The organism is Nocardia yunnanensis (assembly GCF_003626895.1).
Taxonomy (GTDB): Bacteria; Actinomycetota; Actinomycetes; order Mycobacteriales; family Mycobacteriaceae; genus Nocardia; species Nocardia yunnanensis.
Map to the genome: position 1 here is coordinate 6,386,556 of NZ_CP032568.1, position 19,957 is coordinate 6,406,512.

At 65.2% G+C, this 19,957-nt stretch carries 22 protein-coding genes; 15 read left to right on the forward strand and 7 right to left on the reverse strand.

Features of this window, described 5'->3' with window-relative positions; genetic code table 11:
- Positions 1-1,287: 1,287 nt before the first annotated feature.
- On the reverse strand, positions 1,288-2,478 hold the full coding sequence (locus D7D52_RS29915; RefSeq protein ID WP_120741704.1) for a PucR family transcriptional regulator: 1,191 nt from the start codon (positions 2,476-2,478) through the stop codon (positions 1,288-1,290).
- Between the two features lie 136 nt (positions 2,479-2,614).
- Between D7D52_RS29915 and D7D52_RS29920 the strand changes: the two genes are divergently transcribed.
- Genes D7D52_RS29920 through D7D52_RS40005 form a run of 3 tightly spaced genes read left to right on the forward strand, consistent with a single transcriptional unit; the run spans position 2,615 to position 5,180 of the window.
- A complete protein-coding gene (locus tag D7D52_RS29920) occupies positions 2,615-4,084 on the forward strand; it encodes a long-chain-fatty-acid--CoA ligase (protein WP_120741706.1) in 1,470 nt (489 codons plus the stop codon).
- A 51-nt stretch (positions 4,085-4,135) separates the two neighbouring features.
- A complete protein-coding gene (locus tag D7D52_RS29925; RefSeq protein ID WP_120741708.1) occupies positions 4,136-4,987 on the forward strand; it encodes an alpha/beta hydrolase in 852 nt (283 codons plus the stop codon).
- Between the two features lie 58 nt (positions 4,988-5,045).
- A complete protein-coding gene (locus D7D52_RS40005; RefSeq protein ID WP_281279136.1) occupies positions 5,046-5,180 on the forward strand; it encodes a hypothetical protein in 135 nt (44 codons plus the stop codon).
- A gap of 630 nt (positions 5,181-5,810) precedes the next feature.
- Here D7D52_RS40005 and D7D52_RS40010 read toward each other — a convergent pair.
- Both D7D52_RS40010 and D7D52_RS29930 read right to left on the reverse strand, forming a co-directional pair.
- A complete protein-coding gene (locus tag D7D52_RS40010; RefSeq protein ID WP_281279137.1) occupies positions 5,811-5,933 on the reverse strand; it encodes a hypothetical protein in 123 nt (40 codons plus the stop codon).
- 19 nt (positions 5,934-5,952) lie between these two features.
- Complete coding sequence (locus D7D52_RS29930) at positions 5,953-6,441, reverse strand: SRPBCC family protein (protein WP_246023382.1); 489 nt, start codon at positions 6,439-6,441, stop codon at positions 5,953-5,955.
- Positions 6,442-6,526: 85 nt separating this feature from the next.
- Here D7D52_RS29930 and D7D52_RS29935 point away from each other — a divergent pair, with 85 nt between their 5' ends.
- Entirely contained in the window at positions 6,527-7,150 is a 624-nt protein-coding gene (locus D7D52_RS29935) for a TetR/AcrR family transcriptional regulator (RefSeq protein ID WP_120741710.1), read from the forward strand.
- Positions 7,151-7,447: 297 nt separating this feature from the next.
- Here the strand turns inward: D7D52_RS29935 and D7D52_RS38795 are convergent, their stop codons facing one another.
- Positions 7,448-8,539, reverse strand: a complete 1,092-nt coding sequence (locus D7D52_RS38795; RefSeq protein ID WP_222932936.1) for an amidase family protein — start codon at positions 8,537-8,539, stop codon at positions 7,448-7,450.
- Between the two features lie 425 nt (positions 8,540-8,964).
- On the reverse strand, positions 8,965-9,363 hold the full coding sequence (locus D7D52_RS29950; RefSeq protein WP_120741714.1) for a DUF6463 family protein: 399 nt from the start codon (positions 9,361-9,363) through the stop codon (positions 8,965-8,967).
- A gap of 253 nt (positions 9,364-9,616) precedes the next feature.
- Between D7D52_RS29950 and D7D52_RS29955 the strand changes: the two genes are divergently transcribed.
- The 4 genes from D7D52_RS29955 to D7D52_RS29970 all read left to right on the forward strand — a co-directional run bounded on the left by D7D52_RS29955 (position 9,617) and on the right by D7D52_RS29970 (position 12,456).
- The gene (locus tag D7D52_RS29955; protein ID WP_120741716.1) at positions 9,617-10,180 is read left to right on the forward strand and encodes a TetR/AcrR family transcriptional regulator; all 564 of its coding nucleotides are present in this window, start codon (positions 9,617-9,619) and stop codon (positions 10,178-10,180) included.
- A gap of 6 nt (positions 10,181-10,186) precedes the next feature.
- On the forward strand, positions 10,187-11,122 hold the full coding sequence (locus tag D7D52_RS39530) for a ubiquinone/menaquinone biosynthesis methyltransferase (protein WP_246023384.1): 936 nt from the start codon (positions 10,187-10,189) through the stop codon (positions 11,120-11,122).
- Positions 11,085-11,630 carry a DUF2867 domain-containing protein gene (locus D7D52_RS29965; RefSeq protein WP_425464581.1) on the forward strand — a complete coding sequence of 182 codons (546 nt, stop codon included), beginning with the start codon at positions 11,085-11,087 and terminating at the stop codon, positions 11,628-11,630. The genes D7D52_RS39530 and D7D52_RS29965 overlap by 38 nt, the downstream gene beginning before the upstream one ends.
- Positions 11,631-11,754: 124 nt before the next feature.
- Positions 11,755-12,456 (forward strand): alpha/beta fold hydrolase, encoded by a 702-nt coding sequence (locus D7D52_RS29970; RefSeq protein WP_246023386.1) that lies wholly within the window; start codon positions 11,755-11,757, stop codon positions 12,454-12,456.
- A gap of 74 nt (positions 12,457-12,530) precedes the next feature.
- Here D7D52_RS29970 and D7D52_RS29975 read toward each other — a convergent pair whose 3' ends face one another.
- The gene (locus tag D7D52_RS29975; protein WP_120741720.1) at positions 12,531-12,938 is read right to left on the reverse strand and encodes a nuclear transport factor 2 family protein; all 408 of its coding nucleotides are present in this window, start codon (positions 12,936-12,938) and stop codon (positions 12,531-12,533) included.
- Positions 12,939-13,300: 362 nt separating this feature from the next.
- Complete coding sequence (locus D7D52_RS29980) at positions 13,301-13,903, reverse strand: TetR/AcrR family transcriptional regulator (RefSeq protein ID WP_120741722.1); 603 nt, start codon at positions 13,901-13,903, stop codon at positions 13,301-13,303.
- A gap of 64 nt (positions 13,904-13,967) precedes the next feature.
- Between D7D52_RS29980 and D7D52_RS29985 the strand changes: the two genes are divergently transcribed.
- The 7 genes from D7D52_RS29985 (at position 13,968) to D7D52_RS30015 (ending at position 19,851) form a co-directional block, all read left to right on the forward strand.
- Complete coding sequence (locus D7D52_RS29985) at positions 13,968-15,338, forward strand: flavin monoamine oxidase family protein (protein WP_120741724.1); 1,371 nt, start codon at positions 13,968-13,970, stop codon at positions 15,336-15,338.
- Positions 15,339-15,368: 30 nt separating this feature from the next.
- Positions 15,369-16,715: a flavin monoamine oxidase family protein gene (locus D7D52_RS29990; protein WP_120741726.1), complete on the forward strand. Its 1,347-nt coding sequence runs from the start codon at positions 15,369-15,371 to the stop codon at positions 16,713-16,715.
- 52 nt (positions 16,716-16,767) lie between these two features.
- Positions 16,768-17,643: a helix-turn-helix domain-containing protein gene (locus D7D52_RS29995; RefSeq protein ID WP_162958643.1), complete on the forward strand. Its 876-nt coding sequence runs from the start codon at positions 16,768-16,770 to the stop codon at positions 17,641-17,643.
- A 142-nt stretch (positions 17,644-17,785) separates the two neighbouring features.
- Positions 17,786-18,436 carry an MFS transporter gene (locus D7D52_RS40015; RefSeq protein ID WP_120744568.1) on the forward strand — a complete coding sequence of 217 codons (651 nt, stop codon included), beginning with the start codon at positions 17,786-17,788 and terminating at the stop codon, positions 18,434-18,436.
- On the forward strand, positions 18,420-18,893 hold the full coding sequence (locus tag D7D52_RS40020) for an MFS transporter (RefSeq protein ID WP_281279138.1): 474 nt from the start codon (positions 18,420-18,422) through the stop codon (positions 18,891-18,893). The genes D7D52_RS40015 and D7D52_RS40020 overlap by 17 nt, the downstream gene beginning before the upstream one ends.
- Before the next feature lie 5 nt (positions 18,894-18,898).
- The gene (locus D7D52_RS30010) at positions 18,899-19,090 is read left to right on the forward strand and encodes a hypothetical protein (RefSeq protein ID WP_162958645.1); all 192 of its coding nucleotides are present in this window, start codon (positions 18,899-18,901) and stop codon (positions 19,088-19,090) included.
- A 47-nt stretch (positions 19,091-19,137) separates the two neighbouring features.
- Positions 19,138-19,851 carry a DUF8020 domain-containing protein gene (locus D7D52_RS30015; protein WP_120741734.1) on the forward strand — a complete coding sequence of 238 codons (714 nt, stop codon included), beginning with the start codon at positions 19,138-19,140 and terminating at the stop codon, positions 19,849-19,851.
- The last annotated feature ends 106 nt before the right edge of the window (positions 19,852-19,957 follow it).

Below are 19,957 nucleotides of genomic sequence, written 5' to 3' on the forward strand. Positions count from 1 at the left end.
ACGGAGAGGGCAGAGGTCATTACCTTCCATTTGCGAAATGGATCAGTTCTGATCGAAAGCTCGGAGCGTCCAATTCGGACATCGATACAAGCTGATGAGTTGAAGTCCGCATTCGCGGACTTCATTCAAAAGGTTCGCGCGAAGCTAATCGAAGAGGTCCCGGGCCTGGCTGAGAATCCGGTGCTCGGGAGGTTGGATTCGGCCACGCCGAACCAGGTGACGGCACCTAGTCCAGTCTTGGAACATGGGGAGGCTGTCAGCAGTTACCCCCAACGTCAGGAGATGATGTTCCGTATGTCTAGTATCCGAAACTTCAATACCACCGGCTGGATAGCAATCTTCAATGGAACTGAGACGCTCATGGGCCGCCAACGAGATGTGGATGGCTGGGATACAGTGACAGGGACTGCTCTCATCGTTGACCCTGAACAAGGAGCCCGACGTCCCGTTACGGACTACCCAGACTTCTCTCACCTTGAGCGGGCCAGCCGAGTAATTGCCGCTCTACCAGGTGCTGGGTGGCGTGTCCGCGGGGAGCCATGGGGGCAAGATGCTGCTCCGGTTGAGGAAGTGCTCGCGTGGCTTGTTACCTCGGACGGCAAACTGACCGCGGTCGCGGTGGAGGAAACGGGAGCCTTCGGTACAGTCGGCGATCCTCAATGGTCTTTTCCTCCAGGGCGGGAGGTGCCTACCCAGTAATGGCCGCCGATGGGGAATGAGTCATCCAACGTTGCCCTGGCCAACCGCCGTGTAAGAGTACGTGTCCCCCGTCGTTTACGGTGGATGGCCGTCGCATGCAGGTGCCGCCTGGATCACTGGTTATGGCAGGGATTTGGCATCAAAATTGGCATCACGACAGGGCGGGACCCTGCGGACGGTGTGGGATCAGACGGATGTCGCGGACGAGTGATATTTCCCTGACCTGCGCAGCCAGGATGTAGCGGTATGCGGCGGCACGTTCGGAATTGTTTCCTGTTGGCTCATAACCCAGAGGTCGCAGGTTCAAATCCTGTCCCCGCTACCAACGAGGGCGGTCCTGACCGATAGGTTTCAGGACCGCCGTCGACTTTTGTCGAGGTTCCTGGCAACGGATTTGGCAACTTCCCGGGATGCCTGCGCCTGATCGGTGCGTCGAGACTGTGAAATGCTTTGCTACCAGGCGGTTCTCGGTGAACCAAGCGGGACGCGGTGGGACGGTGCGATCGCTGGGGTGCCAGCCCAGTGATCGCAGGCGGGATTCCGGACCTCGGGGGATCGAGGGGCAGTCGATCTGGGTGGATGGACCTGTCACAGGCTGCGATTCGGGCGGTGCAATGCACGCAAGGCGACCCCGAGCTCGAGGACCGCTCGGGGGTCGGTGAGGGAACGGCCGGTGACTTCCTCGATGCGGCGCAGGCGGTAGCGGACGGAGTTGGGGTGCAGGAAGAGTTCGCGGCCGGTGTCGGCGGCGGAGCCGTTTTCGGCGTACCAGGTGCGGAGGGTCAGTAGTAGCCGTTCGCGTTCTTCATAGGGCAGGGCCAGAAGGGGGCCGAGCGAAACTCGGGTCATCCGTTCGGCTTCGATCGGTGCTGCCGCGATCAGCATGGCGAGGGGGTCGTCGTCGAAGCGGGCGACGCCGCGGGGGCGGTCGCGTAGACCGGTGAGGGCGAGTCGGGCGAAGTGTAGTGCCTGCGGTGTTTCGGGCAGGGCGTCGTAGGGCGGGCTGATGCCCACGCGGGTGTGATGGGCGCGTAGTGCCTTCAGTGCTGATGGTTCTCGGGGTTCGGGCAGGGCGAGTACGCCGATCTGCTGGTCGGGCAGCAATCGCCAGGCGGAGGTGATTTGTGCTGCGCGTAAGGCTATTTCGATGCCGGGTAGGGCCTCACGGCCGGTGGCAGGTGCTTCGGCGGCGACGACGACGTAGCGGCCGGTCGGGGGCAGGCCGAGGATTCGGGTTGCTTCGCCGAGGGTGGTCGGGTCGGCGATCATGCCGGTGAACAGGGCCTCGACCAGTACGGAGCGTTCGTGTTCGCGTTGCAGTACCAGTTCGGTGGTGGTTTCTCGGTAGGCGGCCGCTACTGCGACAGCGTATTCACCCGATAGTGCCCAGACCTCTGCAGCGAGGGCGACGAGCATTGCGTCGGTGACCTCGGGGTGGCGTCGTGAGGCGGAAACCAGTTCGGACCACAGGAATTCGAATCCGATGCGGAAGGCGTGCAAGGTTTCGGCCAGGGGCACACCCTGCTGTGCACGTAGTCGCCCGGTCTCCTTGGGCGGTTCCGGGTCCACCGGTGCGGTGGTGGTGAAGTGTCGCAGCATCAGAGTGAGATTGCGCGTGCAGGAGGTGCGAATGGTGTCGAAGGGCACCTGCGCCTCGTTGCGGTAGGTGTCGAGTTCGGCGAGGAAGCGCCGGGCCAACCGCAGTCCGAGGTCGTCGATGGTCTCGAGTAGGAGCGCGGCTACTTCGACGATTGCTTCCGGCGGCGTGGTGCGGGGCATTTCCGCAGGTTACCGGTTCGTGGTTGTTGCGGCGAACAGTTGGCGGACCGGTGATGTTGTCCCTGCGTCCATGGGAGCGCGATCACATCGATGCGACGATTTCGGCGATGTTTTCGGCACTACCGGAAAGTTGACGATGCGCTCCTTGACCGTGAATCTGCTGCAGTCGGCCCTGCGTGTCCCGGACCGGGTCGCGGTGCGATCGGACGATACGGTCCTGACCTATGCGCAGCTCGAGGAGCGGACCGCGCGGGTCGCCTCGATGCTGCGTGCCGAGGGTGTGACTCCAGGGTCTCGGGTGGCTCTGATGATGCCCAACGTGCCGGAGTTCGTGGTTCTCTACTACGGGATCCTGCGCGCGGGATGCGTTGTGGTGCCGATGAATCCGTTGCTGAAGGCCCGTGAGGTCGCCTACTACCTGTCCGATTGCGGTGCACGAGTGCTGTTCGATTGGAGGGGCGGTCCAGGGGAGGGGCCGCAAGGGGCGGCGGCGAGCGGGACCATTGTCCGGACGATCGATCCGACGTCGTTTGCCGCCCTGCTGGGGAGGCACGCGCCACGCCATGAGAGCCCAGAGGTGGAGCTGGATCAGGTGGCGGTGATCCTCTACACCTCGGGGACCACCGGCCAACCCAAGGGAGCGGCGCTGACGCTCGCCGGGCTCGCGCACAACGCCGAGGTGTACGCCTCGACCGTGCAGGAGCTCCACCACGATGATGTGATCCTGGGCTGCCTGCCGCTGTTCCACACCTTCGGGCAGACCTGCGCACTCAATGCCGCGATCTATTGCGGAGCCGCGCTGACATTGGTTCCGCGCTTCGAGCCGGCCACGGTATTCGAGGCGATCGCCCGCGACCGGGTCACTGTCTTCGCTGGTGTGCCGACCATGTACTCCACGCTGCTGCACGACGCGGTCGCGACGACAGCGGACGTCACGTCGTTGCGGCGCTGTGTATCCGGCGGTGCGTCGCTGCCGGTGGAACTGCTCACCGCCTTCGAGAAGACCTTCGGCTGCGAAATCCTGGAGGGCTACGGTCTGTCGGAGACCAGCCCCGTAGTCACGTTCAACCACGCCGGGCGGCCGCGCAAACCCGGCTCGATCGGTGTGCCGATCCGTGACGTCGAGGTCGAGTTGGTCGATGTGATCGACGGGATCGGCGAGATCGCGGTCCGCGGCCCGAATGTCATGTCCGGCTACTGGAATCGGCCCGAGGCGACCGAGGCCGCGATTCCCGACGGCTGGTTCCGCACCGGCGACCTCGCCCGGCGCGACGACGACGGCTACTACTACATCGTCGACCGCAAGAAGGACATGATCATTCGCGGCGGGTACAACATCTACCCCCGCGAAATCGAGGAGCTGCTCTACGAACACCCCGATGTCGTGCAGGCCGCCGTCTTCGGCATCGCCGACGATCACTTGGGGGAGGAGATCGTCGCCGCCATCGTTCTGAGCGCGGAAGCGAACACCACCGCGGAGGAACTGCAGAGCTTCGTGCGCGAACGCATCGCTGCCTACAAATACCCCCGCCATGTTTGGCTGCTCGACGAGCTGCCCACCGGCCCCAGCGGCAAGATCCTCAAACGCGCCATCACTCAGCCGTGAAACACGCCGCCACCCTCCATATTTCATCCCTCGAAGCCGCAGGAGCATCCCATGTCCACCTTCACCAGCAGCGATGGCACCGTCATCCACGTCCGGGAATGGCTGCCGGTCGACCAGGAACCGGTCGGGATCGTGCAAATCGCGCACGGGATGGGCGAATACGCCGCCCGCTACAGTCATCTCGCCGAACGACTCGCCGACGCCGGATACGCTGTCTATGCCCCGGACCATCGCGGGCACGGCCACAGCATCACGGGCACGCCCGGCGACCTCGGCGAGAACGGGTGGAACTTACTGGTCGAGGACCTTGTGACACTCACCAGGCTGCTGCGCGTCAAGCACACCGGGATTCCCGTCGTCCTGTTCGGACACAGCCTCGGATCCTTCGCGGTTCAGCAGTACATTCTCGAACACTCAGGCCTCGTCGACGATGTCGTGCTGTGCGGCACCACAGCGGTCGACCAGCTGTTCGCCATGATCGCCGAGGCAGATGGAGATCTGCTGGGGCTGTTCAATGCCCGATTCCAGCCCACACGCACGACCGCGGACTGGCTCAGTCGTGACGAGGCGCAGGTCGACGCGTATGTGGCACATCCGTGGTGCGGGTTCGATCTCGACCCGGCCAACATGACGCAATTGGCAACGGTTGCCGCCGAGCGGCTTTCGAAGCCGACAACCGTTCCCACCGATCTACCTGTCTACGTGATGGTGGGTGATCGGGATCCGCTCAACGACAATCTGCGGTTGAGTGATCTGCTGATCGACCGATATCGCGAGGCCGGGTTGACCGACATCACCTACCGCGTGTATCCGGGGGCGCGGCACGAGATCCTCAACGAGATCAACCGCGACGAGGTGGAAGCCGACCTGATTGCTTGGATTACCCGTGTGCCGAGTCCATAATCGTCTGCTGCCCAGAGCATCTCGTAACAATGAGGGCGGAATCGGCCGGGCGAGACGATTGTTCATCGCACTCGTCAGCTCGGTCAGGAAGTTCTCGAACTGCCGGAGCTGCTCGGGGAATGCCGGGCAGGACGGCGGCGACCTGCTCGCCGAGCCGGCGGAAGAACTCGTCGGCGAGCTCGTGTACCTCTGAGAACGTGGTCTGCCTCGGCCTGGCCTTCGAGGTCATCGGTCCAGGCGCCCTGGCACTGTTCGCCTTACCGGGAGCGACAAGGCTCCCTGGCCCGCCCAGCCATTGGGCGCGCTGGGATCGCGATCTTTGCCGTGGTCGTGCCGATGCCGCCTGAACCTTGCCTCCTGGACCGCGAACAACTGGCCCGGCGACCGACCAGCACCCATGCCGATCGGCCGGAATTGGCAACGGATTTGGCAACCGGACCCGGCGAAATCCAGTGTGCCGGGTGGAACGACACGGATAGCACGGACGATCGAAACCCCGTTGACCAGCACGGAACGGATTCCGCCGAACACGGCGGGACCGTGCGGGGCAGGTCCTTGTTGGCTCATAACCCAGAGGTCGCAGGTTCAAATCCTGTCCCCGCTACAAACGAGGGCGGTCCTGACCAGTAGGTTTCAGGGCCGCCCTCAACTTTTATCGAGGTTTCTGGCAACGAATTTGGCAACTAGCCGATACGTCTGCGCTCAATCAGTGCGTGAGAACTGCGAGATACTCTGATACCTGGCGATTCTCGGCGGATCGAGCGGGACGCGGTGGGACGCTGCGCTCGCTGGGGTGCCGGCCTAGCGAACCGGAACCGGGGGACTATCCGGCCGGGACTTCAAGCGGGGAACGATTTTCCTGCGCTGCGCCGCGAATGCCGCGCAGGAGCAGGATGGCGGCCGCCACCGCGAGCAGCGTCAGCATGCTGCCCAGCCGAGTCTTCATGTCGATCCTTCTGGCGTGATTACTGGTGAACCAGGCTTTTGCGGACCTGATCGCTGTGGATCCGCCCGCGTAGGAAGCGGACATAGCGGCTGTGGCGGCTTCTCGGCGTCGTTCCTGGAACCAGTGCGGTCTCGGCGAGGTCGAGCGAGTCTTCCAGTGCGGCGTCGTGTAGCCAGCGCCAGCCGAGGGCCCAGGTGAACCGGTCCTTGCCGTGGGTTCGCATGATCAGCTCGTGGGTCAGGCGGGTGTGTCCGGAGTCCAGCTCTTCCACGATGAATCCGTGCGTCCCGTCGAAACCGGCTGGGCGGTGGAACCGGAACCTCACCTCGCGGCCGGGCACGTAGGTGACGCAGGTGTAGCGGATGGGCCCGTGCCCACCGACCGCACCGACTCCCAGCGGACGATCGAATCGCATTGCGGGCCATTGCTGGATCGGCCACAGCCGGTCGTCGTCGCTCGACAGTGTGTCGAGCAGTCGGCCCACCGCCTCGGCATCGGCTGCGATCACTCGGCTGTGGATATTGCGCACCATCATCAGGACCTTTCATTTAGCGACTGCTCTCTAATTTCTATTAGAGGGTAGTCTCCAATAGGTGTCGAGGAAACCCACGCACACCCTGGACTCGCTGCTGGACGCCGCCGCCGACTTGGCCGCGTCCCACGGTGCCGCGGCAGTCACCATGAGCGCGGTCGCGGCCGCGGTGGGCGCGCCCAGCGGCTCGGTCTACTACCGCTTTCCCGACCGGGCGGCGCTGCTGGCAGGTCTGTGGCTGCGCACGGTGGAGCGCTTTCAAAGCGGATTTCTCGAGGCCCTGCGAATCGATCCACCACAGCAGGCCGCGATCGCGGCCGCACATCACGTGATCGACTGGTCGCGAAGGAATCCGACCGAGGTCGCGGTCTTGCTCGCGGGCTCGGAGGCATTCGGGTTCGCGCAGTGGAGCGCCGAATCGCGCGAGGTGGCCGCGGCGCAGCAGGCTCGAATAGATGACGCGGTAAGGGAACTCGGTGATCGGCTGGGTTACCGTAGCCGCGCCGACCGGGAACGGTTGGCGCTGTTGATCATCGAGTTGCCTTATGCCGCCGTACGGAGGTGCGCCCGCAAGTCCGACGCCGACCCGCGTGCCGCCGCGGCGGCGGTCGACCGGATCGTGCGCGACGCGCTCGCCGGCGACGAGATCACTTCCGTCCCTGCGGGATCCATACGCGAGAGCTGACGAGGTCGGCGAACATCCGGTGGTAGCCGTATGTGTCCATCGCCACCGTGAATGCGATGGCTGACCCCTCTCTTCCTGGACGGGCCGGTATACAGTCAACGCAGAGGTTATACGAACGCGTATAACCTCTGAAAATCCTCCGCCCCTTCGTATTTCGTAGACAGGAGTGCAATCGCCATGCCCGACGAGGAATGGGAAGTCCCACGCTGGGCCGAGCTCGCCGCATGGGTGACAGTCGGATGCACGATTCCCTCGTGCGTGTGGCGGTCGCGGCCGGATTCGGGGTCGATGTCGGATTCACCGGCGAGCTGGGACGGCTCTACCACGGACCGGTGTTCGTGACCTATGTGTGGATCTTGACCTTGGTTTCACAGGGGGGCGGCGCTGCTCACCCTCGGCCTGGTTCGCCCTTGGGGCGAGCGGACGCCGGCCTGGATCCCGCTGCTGGGCGGGCGCCGAATCCATCCGCTTGTCGCCATCGTCCCCGCGACGCTCGGTGGACTGGCCGTGACGGCAATTTGTACGACCGTCGCCGTGTCGTCCCACAGCCCGCTGACACATCCCGACTTTCCCCACGGCGCGCCGGGTGTTGTCCTGCGTCTGTGTTACGCACCGCTGTTGGCCTGGGGACCGCTGGTCATCGTGATCACCGTCGCCTACGCGCGACGCCGGTACGGCGCGCTCGCGCGGTCTGTAGTTTGAGCGCGCTCGGGCGGTCCCGTCAGCGGAGGTTGTCGAAACCCCCTGCGGGGTCCAGGTATCGGGCCTCGTCCACCCGGCGTCGAGTCGCGGTGCGCCGAGACGTCCGGTCGCAGTGACGACGAGATCCACGTCGGCGAGCAGTTCGCTCGTTCGCGCCGCCGCGACGCGCCGAACACGTTGTGCCTGTAGGTAATCTGAGGCGGAGACCGTCGATCCGGAGACGCCGCTGACGGAACCGGAACTCGACCCGCCCGCCCAGCGTCGGGTGTCCCAGGCGCTGCGCGGGATCGGGAAGGGCTTGTCCGGATCCGGTAGGCCCACTGCGAATTCCATGGTCGTGATCTTGCAGGTGACGATCGCGCCGGCCCGCTCGAGACGTCGCACCACCTCGGCGTCGCCTGCGGCCGCACCCCAGGCGGGATCGAGCACCAAGCTCTGGGCGGTGGTCGGTCCGTGCGCACTGGCGAGAATATCCTTGATTCCCAAGGGGATTCCGTCCAACGGCGCCAGCGGCTGCCCGGCTGCGAGTTTGGCGTCGACGCGGGCGGCGCGGTCGCGGGCATGCTCGTCGAATCGGGCCAGATACACGCCGACGCGATCGTCGAGGGCATCCGCGGCGGCCAAGCACTGGCCCAGTAGTTGGCTAGCGCATTGTGACCCGATTAGGACGTCTACCTGCGGAAACATGCCATGGGCGACCAGGTTTCGCGGGCTGATGCAACGGCGACGATGATCACGCGACGTCGATGTCGAATGGACTGCGATCACGTCGATGCCGTCGGCCTAAGACGATGTGGTGGTGCGGCTGGAGGCTGAACGAGTGGCGGCGGCCATCGCGGCCTTGGCCGGTGTGGCGGTGTGCGATCACCTGCGCTCGTCTTGATCGACGGGTGACGACGGCGATGACGCTTGATCGAGGCCTCGCGAGCGCCTTGTTGTCGCGCCGCCTTGTCCGGCATGCTCCCCTACCTGGGTGGCCGGTTCGGAGGCGACGCTCCCGGTCGGTCGCCTCCGCCGTGAATGTGTCGATGGCCGTTGCGAACGAGTACGCGAGCGCTGATCCGTTACGAGGGGGTCCGACGATGGGCCGTCGAACCCTCCCGTCACAGCGATTACACGGCTTCGACGGCGTCAGGAATGCGAGCGGGTCGTCGGCTGCCTGCGATCAGCAAGCCGGTTGCGACCGCCATGATCGGCCACGGTGTGAGTAGCAGGACCACCGCGCCGAAGACGGTCCACAATCCGAGCGCCCATGCGATGAACGGAGGAGGGGTGATGCCGTGACGGTCAAACCACAGCACGGTCATTCCGACCAGAATGAGCGGGACGCCGAAGCTGTCCAGCGAGAGCCACAGTGCGCTGTTGGCGGGGCTCATGGCGGCCAGGTCGTCGTGCCACAGTGCGCCGGTGAACCAGTCCCCGGCGTAGCGCGCGGCCCGCATCAGGGTCAGGGCCAGAATCGTGTGCGCGGCGCCGAAGAGGACGATCAACCGGCCCGCCCACGCGATCATCGGACACCACCGATGGTGTACAGAGCGAGTGAGAAATTATCCGGTCGGGTATCGGTGGCGCGAGAGGCCGAGACATCCTGCAGGCGGAGGTCGGCCGCGATTTGATGGATCCACCAAGGCATTTCGGAATATGCCGTGCGGGGGAGTCGATTCGGCATGACGCGGTCCTTCGGTTAGTTATACGGTTACGTATAATCGAAGATTAGATCTGTTATACGGTTCCGTACAACTCTGGAGTGAGGTGGATCACGGGATGGGCGCACTGCGCACGCCACGCGAAACATGGATCGACGCAGGGCTTTCGGCGTTGGCCTCCGGAGGCGTCGACGCCGTGCGTGTCGAAACACTCGCCAAGGCCCTCGGTGTCACCAAGGGCGGGTTCTACGGCTACTTCGCCGATCGCGACGCGCTGCTGACGGCGATGCTCGACACCTGGGAGCGCGAGGCCGTCGACAATGTGCTCGACGAGGTCGCCAGATCCGACGGCAGCGTCCTCGACAAGGCCCGACTGGCCGGCCACCTCACCTTCTCCGGTGACCGGCTGCTACCCATCGACCTGGCCATCCGCGACTGGGCGCGCCGTGACGCCGCCGTCGCCGAACGCCTACGCCGAGTGGACAACCGGCGCATGGACCTGCTGCGCGACGCGATCGGCACCATCTGCTCGGACCCCGACGAGGTCGAGGCCCGCAGCCTGCTCGCCTTCTGCGCGGCCATCGGCAGCCACTTCCTGGCCGCTGATCACCCCGGCCGTACCCGCGAAGAGGTCATCGCACGAGCAGGCGACCTGATCCTGAACCGACCGGCGGGGGCGTGAGAGGGCATGACATCCGGCAAAAGCGTTGAGGTGCACGGGATCTTCCAGAAGATCGCGGGCTACTACGACCTGATGAACCGACTCATGACACTCGGCCGCCATCGCCGGTGGTGTCGTGAAGTCGCCGAGCGCGCGGCCCCGCCCGAGAACGGGCGGGTGCTCGACCTCGCCACCGGCACGGGTGTGATCGCGCTCGAGGTGGCCCGCAGGTATCCCGCGGCCACCGTCGTCGGTGCCGACTTCTCCGAGCGAATGCTGGCGCACGCGAAGGCGAAACCGGGAGCAGGCGCCATCCAGTGGCGACACGCCGACGCCGCCGACCTGCCGTTCGGCGACGAATCCTTCGATGCGATCACCGAGGGATACCTGCTGCGCAATGTCGACGACCTCGCGGGGGTGCTGCGCGAACAACGTCGGGTGCTCCGGCCTGGGGGTCGCCTCGTCATTCTCGAGACCTGCCCGCCCAGCGGTCCGGTGAGGCCGGTCGTGGAGTGGGCGATGCGCATCATTGTCCCGCTGCTGGGCCAGATGGTGTCCGGCGACTGCTCGTCCTATGCCTACCTCGAATCCAGCACGCGTGCTTTCGAATCGCCGCGTCAGATCGCTGATCTGTTGGGACGCATGGGTTTCGTGATATCGGATGGCGCAGGAGGTTCTGCGGGACGAACGTCGTCCTATGGGCCACCAAGGCGGGGTGAGATCACCTCCGGTCGCGTGATCGATGTGCCTCACCTCACCGACAGAACCGGTTGTACGCACCCGTATAACAAGCCTAACCTCCATGTTATACGCAACCGTATAACATGTCAGGAGGGCCTCGATGTCCAGGAAACTCCCCAAACTCGAGCACACCGGCCGACCGTGGCGCATTCACGAGTTCACTTCCGACTTCCGAGTCGAGGACGTGTGGGCGTTCCATACGCCGGGGGCCGGACCCGATGACTTCCCCGTCATGCGCGAGGCGCTACGCGTACACGGCGGACTCTCGCGGAATTCCGCGCTGGCCTCGATGATTTTCGCCGTGCGCTGGAAACTCGGGGCATTGTTCGGCTGGGACCGTGCCGAGACGGGATTGGCCGGGCGCGTGGCGTCGGTGCGCGAACGCCTGTCCGACGACCTGCGGCAGGCAGGAGCCGGGCAACCGGCCGGTGACACGCCCTTCTCCACCGTGTACGAGCTACCCGACGAATCCGCCGACGAACTGGCGAACAACACCATGCACACCGTGCTGCACCTGGGCTGGGTTCGAGGCGACTCCGGCGACTATGAGCTGCGAATGGCGGCCCTGGTCAAGCCGAACGGCTTGTTCGGGCGGCTCTACATGGCCGGCATCGCGCCCTTCCGTTATCTGCTGATCTACCCCGCGCTGACGCGGCAATGGGAAAGGGCCTGGCGCGAGCGCGCGCACCTGGGTGCCGAGCCCCTTATGCCGGCCGGGGAGCGTGAATGATCAAGCGTGGCAGACTTGATATCGCCGAGGGGGTGCTCCCGAACGGGCTGCCCTATCGCGCACTCGGATCGGGCCGCTGCTGTTTCTGCGATGGTTCACCCCGGACCACGCCAATCCCACAGGGTTGCTGCGTATCTCGGAGATCGACAAACTGGCGCCGCTGGCCCGCTATTTCCGGGTGTACGCGGTCTCGCCGACCCCGGGCATGTCGGCGGGCACAACGATGGCGGAGGTGGCGGCCGACCATGCCGCCGCCATCAGAGCCGAGTTCGTCACGGCCGTAGACGTTCTCGGAGTCTCCTCGGGTGGCTCGATCGCTTTGCAGCTTGCCGCCGATCATCCGGATATCGTGCGGACACTGATCATCGTATCCTCGGGTTACACGCTGCCCGAGGATGTTCGGACAGCCCAGAGCAACTACGCGAGAGCACTCATGACGGGCCGTCGCGGTTTGCATCATCTTGCTCCGGCCCTGTCGGGCTCCCACGCTATAGCGGGACTCGCGCGTATCGTGATGTGGCTCGCCGACCCCCTGCTCCGGCCCGCCTGCCCGGCGGACACCATGGCCTTCCTGCGTGCGGAAGACGAATTCGACATGGGTGCTCGGCTCAGCGAAATCACCGCGCCGACAATGGTAATCGGGGGAGACCGCGACGCGGGCTACCCCGTCGAAACCTTCCGCAGAACCGCCGCGGGCATCCCCGACGCGCGGTTGGCCATCTACGCCGGTGCAAGCCGTATGGGAGTGATCGGGAGAGCCCGGTTCGCCGACGACGTCGCCTCATTCGCGCGGAGCGTACGGCAGCCGCCGGGCAGTTCGGATTGATAGGCACGCCCAGGAATCGGCCGCCCATTGGAAACGGATCGACAACCGTCCGGTATGTCTACGCTAGATGAGGTTCACGCCGCTTGCCGGTCGCGGAGCACGTGCTCCCAGTGCTGGGTGTTGGCGTATTCGCGAGCGCTGACAATCAGGCCGTCCTGCACATGGAAGATCGCGATGTTCTGATTGTGGTAAGCGTTTCCGCTGCGGACCGTGGCCATCGAATCCCACTCCACCGTGACGTAGGGCTCGGCGGCGATGAGGTTGGTGACCTCGATCGTGGTCTGCTTGTCCGGATCCAGCAGGCCGAAGGCGACGCCGAGGAAGCCGTCGACGATGGCCTCGCGGCCGCGCCAGGTGCCGGACATCGGTAGGTCGCCGGGATACCAGAACGTCGCGTCCTCAGCGTAGTACGCGGCGATGTCGCCGCCGGTGGCCAGGGCGTGGAAGTACTCGCGGACGGTCTGCTCGGCGTTGCGGGTCATGGCGTGCCTCCTGGTCGGGAGCCGTAGTGGCCCGGATTGTTCACCGAGACCAGTCCACCGTGAATCGCGGCCGTGATCGAGAGCCATCCCTGAAATGAAGCGATAAGCGATCATTATCGTCAATCGCTGGGCGTGACGGCCCTGGTGATCGCCGAGTGCAACAGCCACAACGATTTTCGTGGTATCCGGTGCCACGACGGTCCCTGGCCGCAGCGGGTGTCAAGAGCCGCTGCCAACGAGGGCGGTCCTGACCAGTAGGTTCAGGACCGCCCGCAATTCTTCCAGCCGGTTGCGCGGATGGGTTCCGTTGAGGTCCAGGACCTTTCGGTCCTGGAGATAGCCCGGCCCGGTTGCGATGGCTTTCAGTGACGTGTGGTGCCGGTGATCAGGCCGCCGAGCATGGCGCGAGCCAGCTTCGCTGCACGTGCGCGGCTGAGGGCGAGATCGTCGGATTCGGCGATGATGAGCGACATTTCGGTGAGGGCGCCGTAGAAGGCACCGGCGAGAAGTTCGGGCGGGTGGGGCTGGATGTCGCCGGCATCCAGGAGGCGTTGTGCGCCTTCCGCGACGAGTCCGCTGAGGTGGCGCTGGTCGACTTCACGCCAGCGTTGCCAGCCCAGCGCGATGGGGCCCTGCAGCAGCACGATGTGGCGATACGCGGGTTCGGTGCAGATGTCGAGAAAGGTCTCCATCGCGCGCTCGACGCGTTCCACGGGATCGGCCGAGGAGTCGATCGCGACTCGGATGCGTTGTGCCGCTTGCTGTTCCAAGTCGTCGAGAACGGCCTCGAACAGTCCCTTCTTGCCGTCGAAGTGATGGTAGAGCGCGCCGCGGGTCAGGCCGGCGGCGCGCACCAGTTCCTCGGCCGACAGATCGGCGTACTCCCGCTCGGCGAACAGGCGAGCCCCGGTCTCGAGCAGGGTCCGCCGGGTGTTCTCGACGTGCTTGTCACGCAAAGACTCCATACGCTATGTTTAGCACATACAACGTGTATGTCAGATGCACGGTGCATTGAGCGGAGCTGTGTGAATGGACAAATCGGTGGATGTGGCGGTCGTCGGCGCCGGTATCGCGGGCCTGGTCGCTGCTCGGGACCTGATGCGCGCTGGACTCGAAGTGATGGTGCTCGAGGCGCGCGATCGGGTGGGCGGCCGGGTGCTCAACGCCGAACTGCCCGGCGGCTCACCGATCGAGGTCGGCGGCCAGTGGGTCGGGCCGACCCAGCACGAGGTGATGGCGCTGATCGGTGAGCTGGGTCTGCGGACCTATCCCACACACACCGCCGGGCGTCACATCGCCGAGTTGGGCAGATCTCGCTCGGAATACACCGGCCGCATTCCGCGGGTGAATCCACTGACGTTGCTCGATATCGCCCAGACGCAGTTTCGCCTGGATCGGTTGGCGCGCAAGGTCGCCCGGTCCGAGCCGTGGGAGTACGAGCTGGCGGAGTCCTTGGACGCGCAGACCTTCGACACCTGGCTACGCGACCACGCCCACACCACCGACGGGCGGGCCTTCTTCCGATTGATCACCGAAGCCGTGTTCTCCACCGGACCGGAGGACATGTCGGCGCTGTGGGCGAACTTCTACATCGGGGCGGCCGGCGGTCTGGACGCGCTGATCAACGTCGTCGACGGCGCCCAGCAGGACCGGGTCGTGGGCGGCACCCAGACCATCGCACTGGCCATGGCTCGCGAACTCGGGGATCGGATCGTCCTCGACAGCCCGGCCACCGAAATCGATTGGGACGACAGCGGAGTGCGAGTCCGCGCCGCCGGCCTGACAGTGCGTGCGCGCCGCGCGGTGATCGCGGTGCCGCCACCGCTGGCCGCCCGGATCCGGTTCGGCCCGGGCCTGCCCGGCGATCGCGACCAACTCGTGCAGCGGATGCCGATGGGCCGGGTGATCAAGGTGAATGTCGCCTACGACGAACCGTTCTGGCGGGCCGAAGGCTGGTCCGGACAGGCCAACAGCGACCGGCGAGCGCTGGGCACCGTCTTCGACAACACCCCCTTCGGTGGCGACCCCGGCGTGCTGGTCGGATTTCTCGAAGGCCGTCACGCCGATACCAGCGCCCGACTGAGTCCGCCGGAGCGCCGCGCGCTGGTGCTCGAGGATTTGGCCGGATACTTCGGCCCGCGCGCCCGCAAGCCCATCGCTTACGTCGAAAAGGATTGGGCCGAAGAGGAATACAGCCGCGGCTGTTACGGCGCGTTCACCACCCCCGGCACTCTGACTCGGTTCGGGCCCGCGCTGCGCTGCCCAATCGGCCCGCTGCATTGGGCGGGCACCGAAACCGCCACGGCCTGGCCCGGCTACATCGACGGCGCCGTCGAGTCCGGCCACCGCGTCGCCGAGGAGATCAACAGCGACCGAACGACGGCCGTCAACAGCAGATAGGCAGGGCGGTTCCCGCCCGGAAAGGCAGACATGAGCGGCGAAGACTCCATGCGGACCCAGGCCACCCCGACCGTGGCGGTGATCGGGGCCGGGTTGGCGGGACTGACAGCGGCCCGCGCGTTGCACCGGGCGGGTGTCGATGTGATCGTGCTCGAGGCCGCCGACCGCGTGGGCGGGCGCGCGATGAGCGAAACCACTACGCTGGGATCACGCGTGGATCTGGGCGGGCAGTGGATCGGCCACGATCATCACCGCATCGCCGCCTTGGCCGCGGAACTGGGTGCCACCCAATACCGTATGCACACCACGCAGCGGCCGACCATCCTCGATGGCGCCCGCCGGGTGTCGTTGGGCGCGCCGTCGATACTGGCGGCCGCGACTTTTCTGCTCGGCCTGGAAGCGTTGTCCCACATCCATCCGCCGCAGCGGTGGGGCACCACGACCGTCGCGGACTGGTTGGCCAAGGTGCCCGGGCGCACGCCTCGGCGACTGCTGGAACTGGCCGCCACGACGTCGTGGTGCGCCGACCTCGACCGGCTCTCGGTGCCTGCGATGCTGACCTTGATCCGCCTACAGGGTGGACTTCGGAACATGCTCTCGACCACGGGCGGTGCGCAGGAGAGCCTGCTGGTCGAAGGCATCGGCACCCTCGTCGACGGTCTCGCCGACGAACTCGGTGATCGTGTCCGTCTCGGGCACCGGGTCACCTCGATCGTCGAGGGCGCCGACGGTCTGAGCCTCACCACGACCTCCGGTGCGATCGACGCCGCCAAAGTCGTTGTGACGGTGCCACCGCCATTGCTGAATCGCATCGACTTCCAGCAGCCCCTGCCGCCCGAGCGGAGTGCCGTCGTCGCCCGCAGCTACATGGGATCGGTCTACAAAGCGATTGCCGTGTTCCCGACCCCCTTCTGGCGAAACCGCAGCAAGGACACGGAATTCATGGTCCTGGACGCACCCGGGATCGCGATGTTCGACACCAGTCCGCCCGACGGTCCCGGCCACCTGTGCATGCTCGTCGGCGGCCCGCACGCCCGCACGCTCGACCATCTCGACACCGCCTCCCGGCGCGAAACCGTCCTCGGTCCCCTGGTCTCCTGGCTGGGCACCGAGATCCTCGAACCGGTGAGCTGGCACGAGAAAGCCTGGCATCTCGACGACAACGTCGGCGGCGGCTACACCGCGCTGCCCGAACCGGGCACCAGCGGCTCGGATATGCCGATGCCTTTCACACCGGTCGGCGACATCCATTGGGCCGGTACCGAAACCGCGGCCGACCACCCTGGCTACCTCGACGGTGCCATCGAATCCGGCGGCCGGGCAGCGCACGAGGTTCTCGACGCTCTGGCACAGCGATACCAGCTCACCCCCAGATAGCGAGACCGGGCACGGCAAGCGTCCGGCAATCGACCCCGCCGAAGGCGTGCACATGTCCCAGACCAGCTGCGGCCGCAACCACGCGCGGACCATCGGACACATCGAACTCAGCGAGGTCAGCGGCAGGCGGGTCGTTGTCGACCGCACCCCGGCGACGGTCCGGCGGCCCGATCCGGGAATGCTCGAAATCGGTATGCAGATCCTCGGTCTCGGCATCGTCCGTCAAGCCGGACGGGAGGCTGCCTTGCGGCCTGGAGACTTCGCGCTCTACGACACCCGACTGCCATACCAGCTGGAATTTCCGGAGGCATTCACCACGTTCGTGGTGAGGTTCCCGCGCGCGGAGCTCCGCGTCGGCGATCACGAAATCGCGGCCGGGCTCGCGCGCACCATCCGGTTCGACCAGGGAATCGGGGGAGTGGTTTCACCATTCCTGTACGGGCTGCGGCGCGGGCTCGCCGACAATGAGCTCCGGGACTCCGCGAGGCTGGAAAGCGCGGTATTCGACCTCGTTTCGGCCGTTGTCGAAGGGGAATACCTTGGCACGCGGCGGCATTCGGGCGCGGTACTGCTTTCCAGCGTGCGAGCGTTCATCGAAGCGCAGCTGAGCAATATCGACCTGACTACGAGAATGATCGCCGACAGGCACCATATTTCGCCGCGCTACCTGCAACGGCTGTTCGAGGAGCAGGGACAGACAGTTGCGGGCTGGATTCGTCATCGACGGTTGGAGAAGTGCCGTAACGATCTCGCCGATCAGCGGCTCGTACACCTGAGCATCGGCGCCATCTGTTCCCGCTACGGACTGGCCGACCCCTCGCATTTCTCCAAGATCTTCAAAGAAGAGTACGGAGTTCCGCCCCGGGAGTACCGAAACCTGATGGCGCGCACCGCCACGTCCCCCTCAAGTACGCATTCGACCATGTGACTGTGCGCGCAGGCACAAGTATTTGCCCGTGCAGATGACCAGAATTGCGACCCAGGTCACATTGTCTTCGGTTCGCGCCGAGTGATCGGGCTACGGCCGTTGCCGAGCCGATCAGAGCTGTGCGAGTAGGAAATTCCATATCATGTCTGCTCCAGATTCGCCGCATTCGTCATGCATCCCGGAATCGTTCACCGAACCGTTCGCGAGCGCCGCCGCGCCTAGCACAACCTTGAACCGTGTCGGACCCGCATTCGTCGCGATCTACGTGCTGGCGATCTTCGGAATGTGGACCGCCGCGCTCACGCCGACGACCATCACTCTCGCTCTACGCGTCTCGCAACTCACCTCGTCCGATGCGTCGGTGACCTACTCCATCGTCGCCGCGGTCGGTGCGCTGATCTCCCTGCCCGCGCAACCTTTTTTCGGCCGGCTGGCCGACATCACCAGGTCGCGGTTCGGGCGCCGGCGGCCTTGGCTGGTGGCCAGTGCGGTCGGCGTGCTGGTGGGAACAGGGGTCATGGCCGCCAGCAATTCGATTCCCGGTTTGCTCATCGGATGGATCATCACCTCGGTCACCGGCACGATTGCGCTCACCGTACTGTCGTCGATGATCGCCGATTCCATTCCGCTACACCGGGCGGGCTTCGTGGCAGGGCTTGCCGGCGCGGCCCAGGGTGTGGGATTGATGGCAGGTGCGTTGATCGTTCGCCTCACGTCCGACATGACCGCGCTTGTTCATACCGGCAATTCTCGGCGCGGGTCTGGGATTGATCTTCGTGGCGATACTGCGTGAACCGGATTTCGCGGGACAGGTTCGCGTCAAGTTCGATTACGGCTATTTCGCGAGAAATCTCTACTTCAACCCCAAGAAGGCGCCCGATTTCGCGTGGTACCTGATATCCATATTCTGGGCGAGCGTAGGCATCGGCGTTGTCATCACATTCCTGGTGTACTTTCTTCAGTTCGAGTTGAAGCTGGACGAGAATTCTCTGGTGTCGATGGTCTTCAAGGCTACTTTGATCATCAACGGCACCGCCTCGGTCGTGAGCCCCCTGGGCGGAACGCTCGCGGATCGCCTCGGTCGGCGCAAACCGATCGTCGCGGCGGGAGCTCTCCTGGCCAGCGCCGGATATGCCGTTATGGACGCCATTGTCAATAGTTCGGGGTTCCTATCCGGATGCGTGATCCTCTCGGTGTCGGCTATGGTTTGCTACTCGGCCAGACGCTGGCATTGGCGACGCAGACCATGACGTCCATGGAGAATGCGGCACGTGATTTCGGGCTCATCGTATTGACCCAATCGGCTGCCTTGCTGATCGTGCCCCTGATCGCCCCGCTGCTGCTGAGCATCGGCGGTCCCGACAATTATCGAGCCCTCTTTGCATTCGGCGGACTCGCGGCGTTTCTCGCCGCGCTCGCCCTGCAAGGTATCCGTCGTCGGTGTTGACATACCCGGCTTCGAAAGAAAAATCCGCACAACAGAAACGCTGAAAAATGAAGATCAAGAGCCTCGCCACCGCGTCCAGTTTCGCAGTGACCGTCAGCCTTGCCACGGGTGTGGCATGCGCCGACCCTGCGCCGGTAGTGCCTTCCTCGCCGAGTGCGAGCATCCAGACCGACATCCTTCCGGGCATCCACTACACCGCGAGCATCGTGGACGGATCGGTCGTACTGAAAACCGACGGGGGCTCGCTCACGCTGAGCGGCAACCAATTCCAGCTACTCGACGACCGAGGAAACCTCGTCGCCGGACTTCCGCTCACCTATCGCAGGGACGCCGAAGATTGGCCGATCGCCGCGCGCCTCGACGGCAACACCGCGGTTCTCACACCGAGTACTGACCCTGGGTCGGCACGGCCCGCCACGCCTGTCGGTCAACCGAAACCCGTTGCCTCTCAGGAACAGTGGGCCAACGCCATGGCAACGGCGGCAACCGAGTTCGGGCTGGCGATCAGTGTTGGAACACTCATCGGAACGCTCATCGGCGCACCGCTCGGGTGCGTCGCGGGTGCGCTGACGGTGGGAACCATCACCTTCCCCGTTTTCTTCGCGGGCGCACTCGGCGGGTGTCTGGCCGGAGCGGCGACCGGCGTCGCCTTGGGCACGGCCGCCGGCGTCGTCCTGCTCGGTGTCCCGGTGGGTATCGCGGTACTTCTCGATTTCTACAACCAGGTCAATGCTCCCGACCCTGGAGCCGATTCTCAGTGAAGCGACCTACCCCTCGATCCGACGACTCCAGCCCGCCGGTATCCGCCGAGCGCGATGCCCGCCTGGACCTGCCCGGGTTCCGGCCTCGGCTCGCCCGTGCGCGATG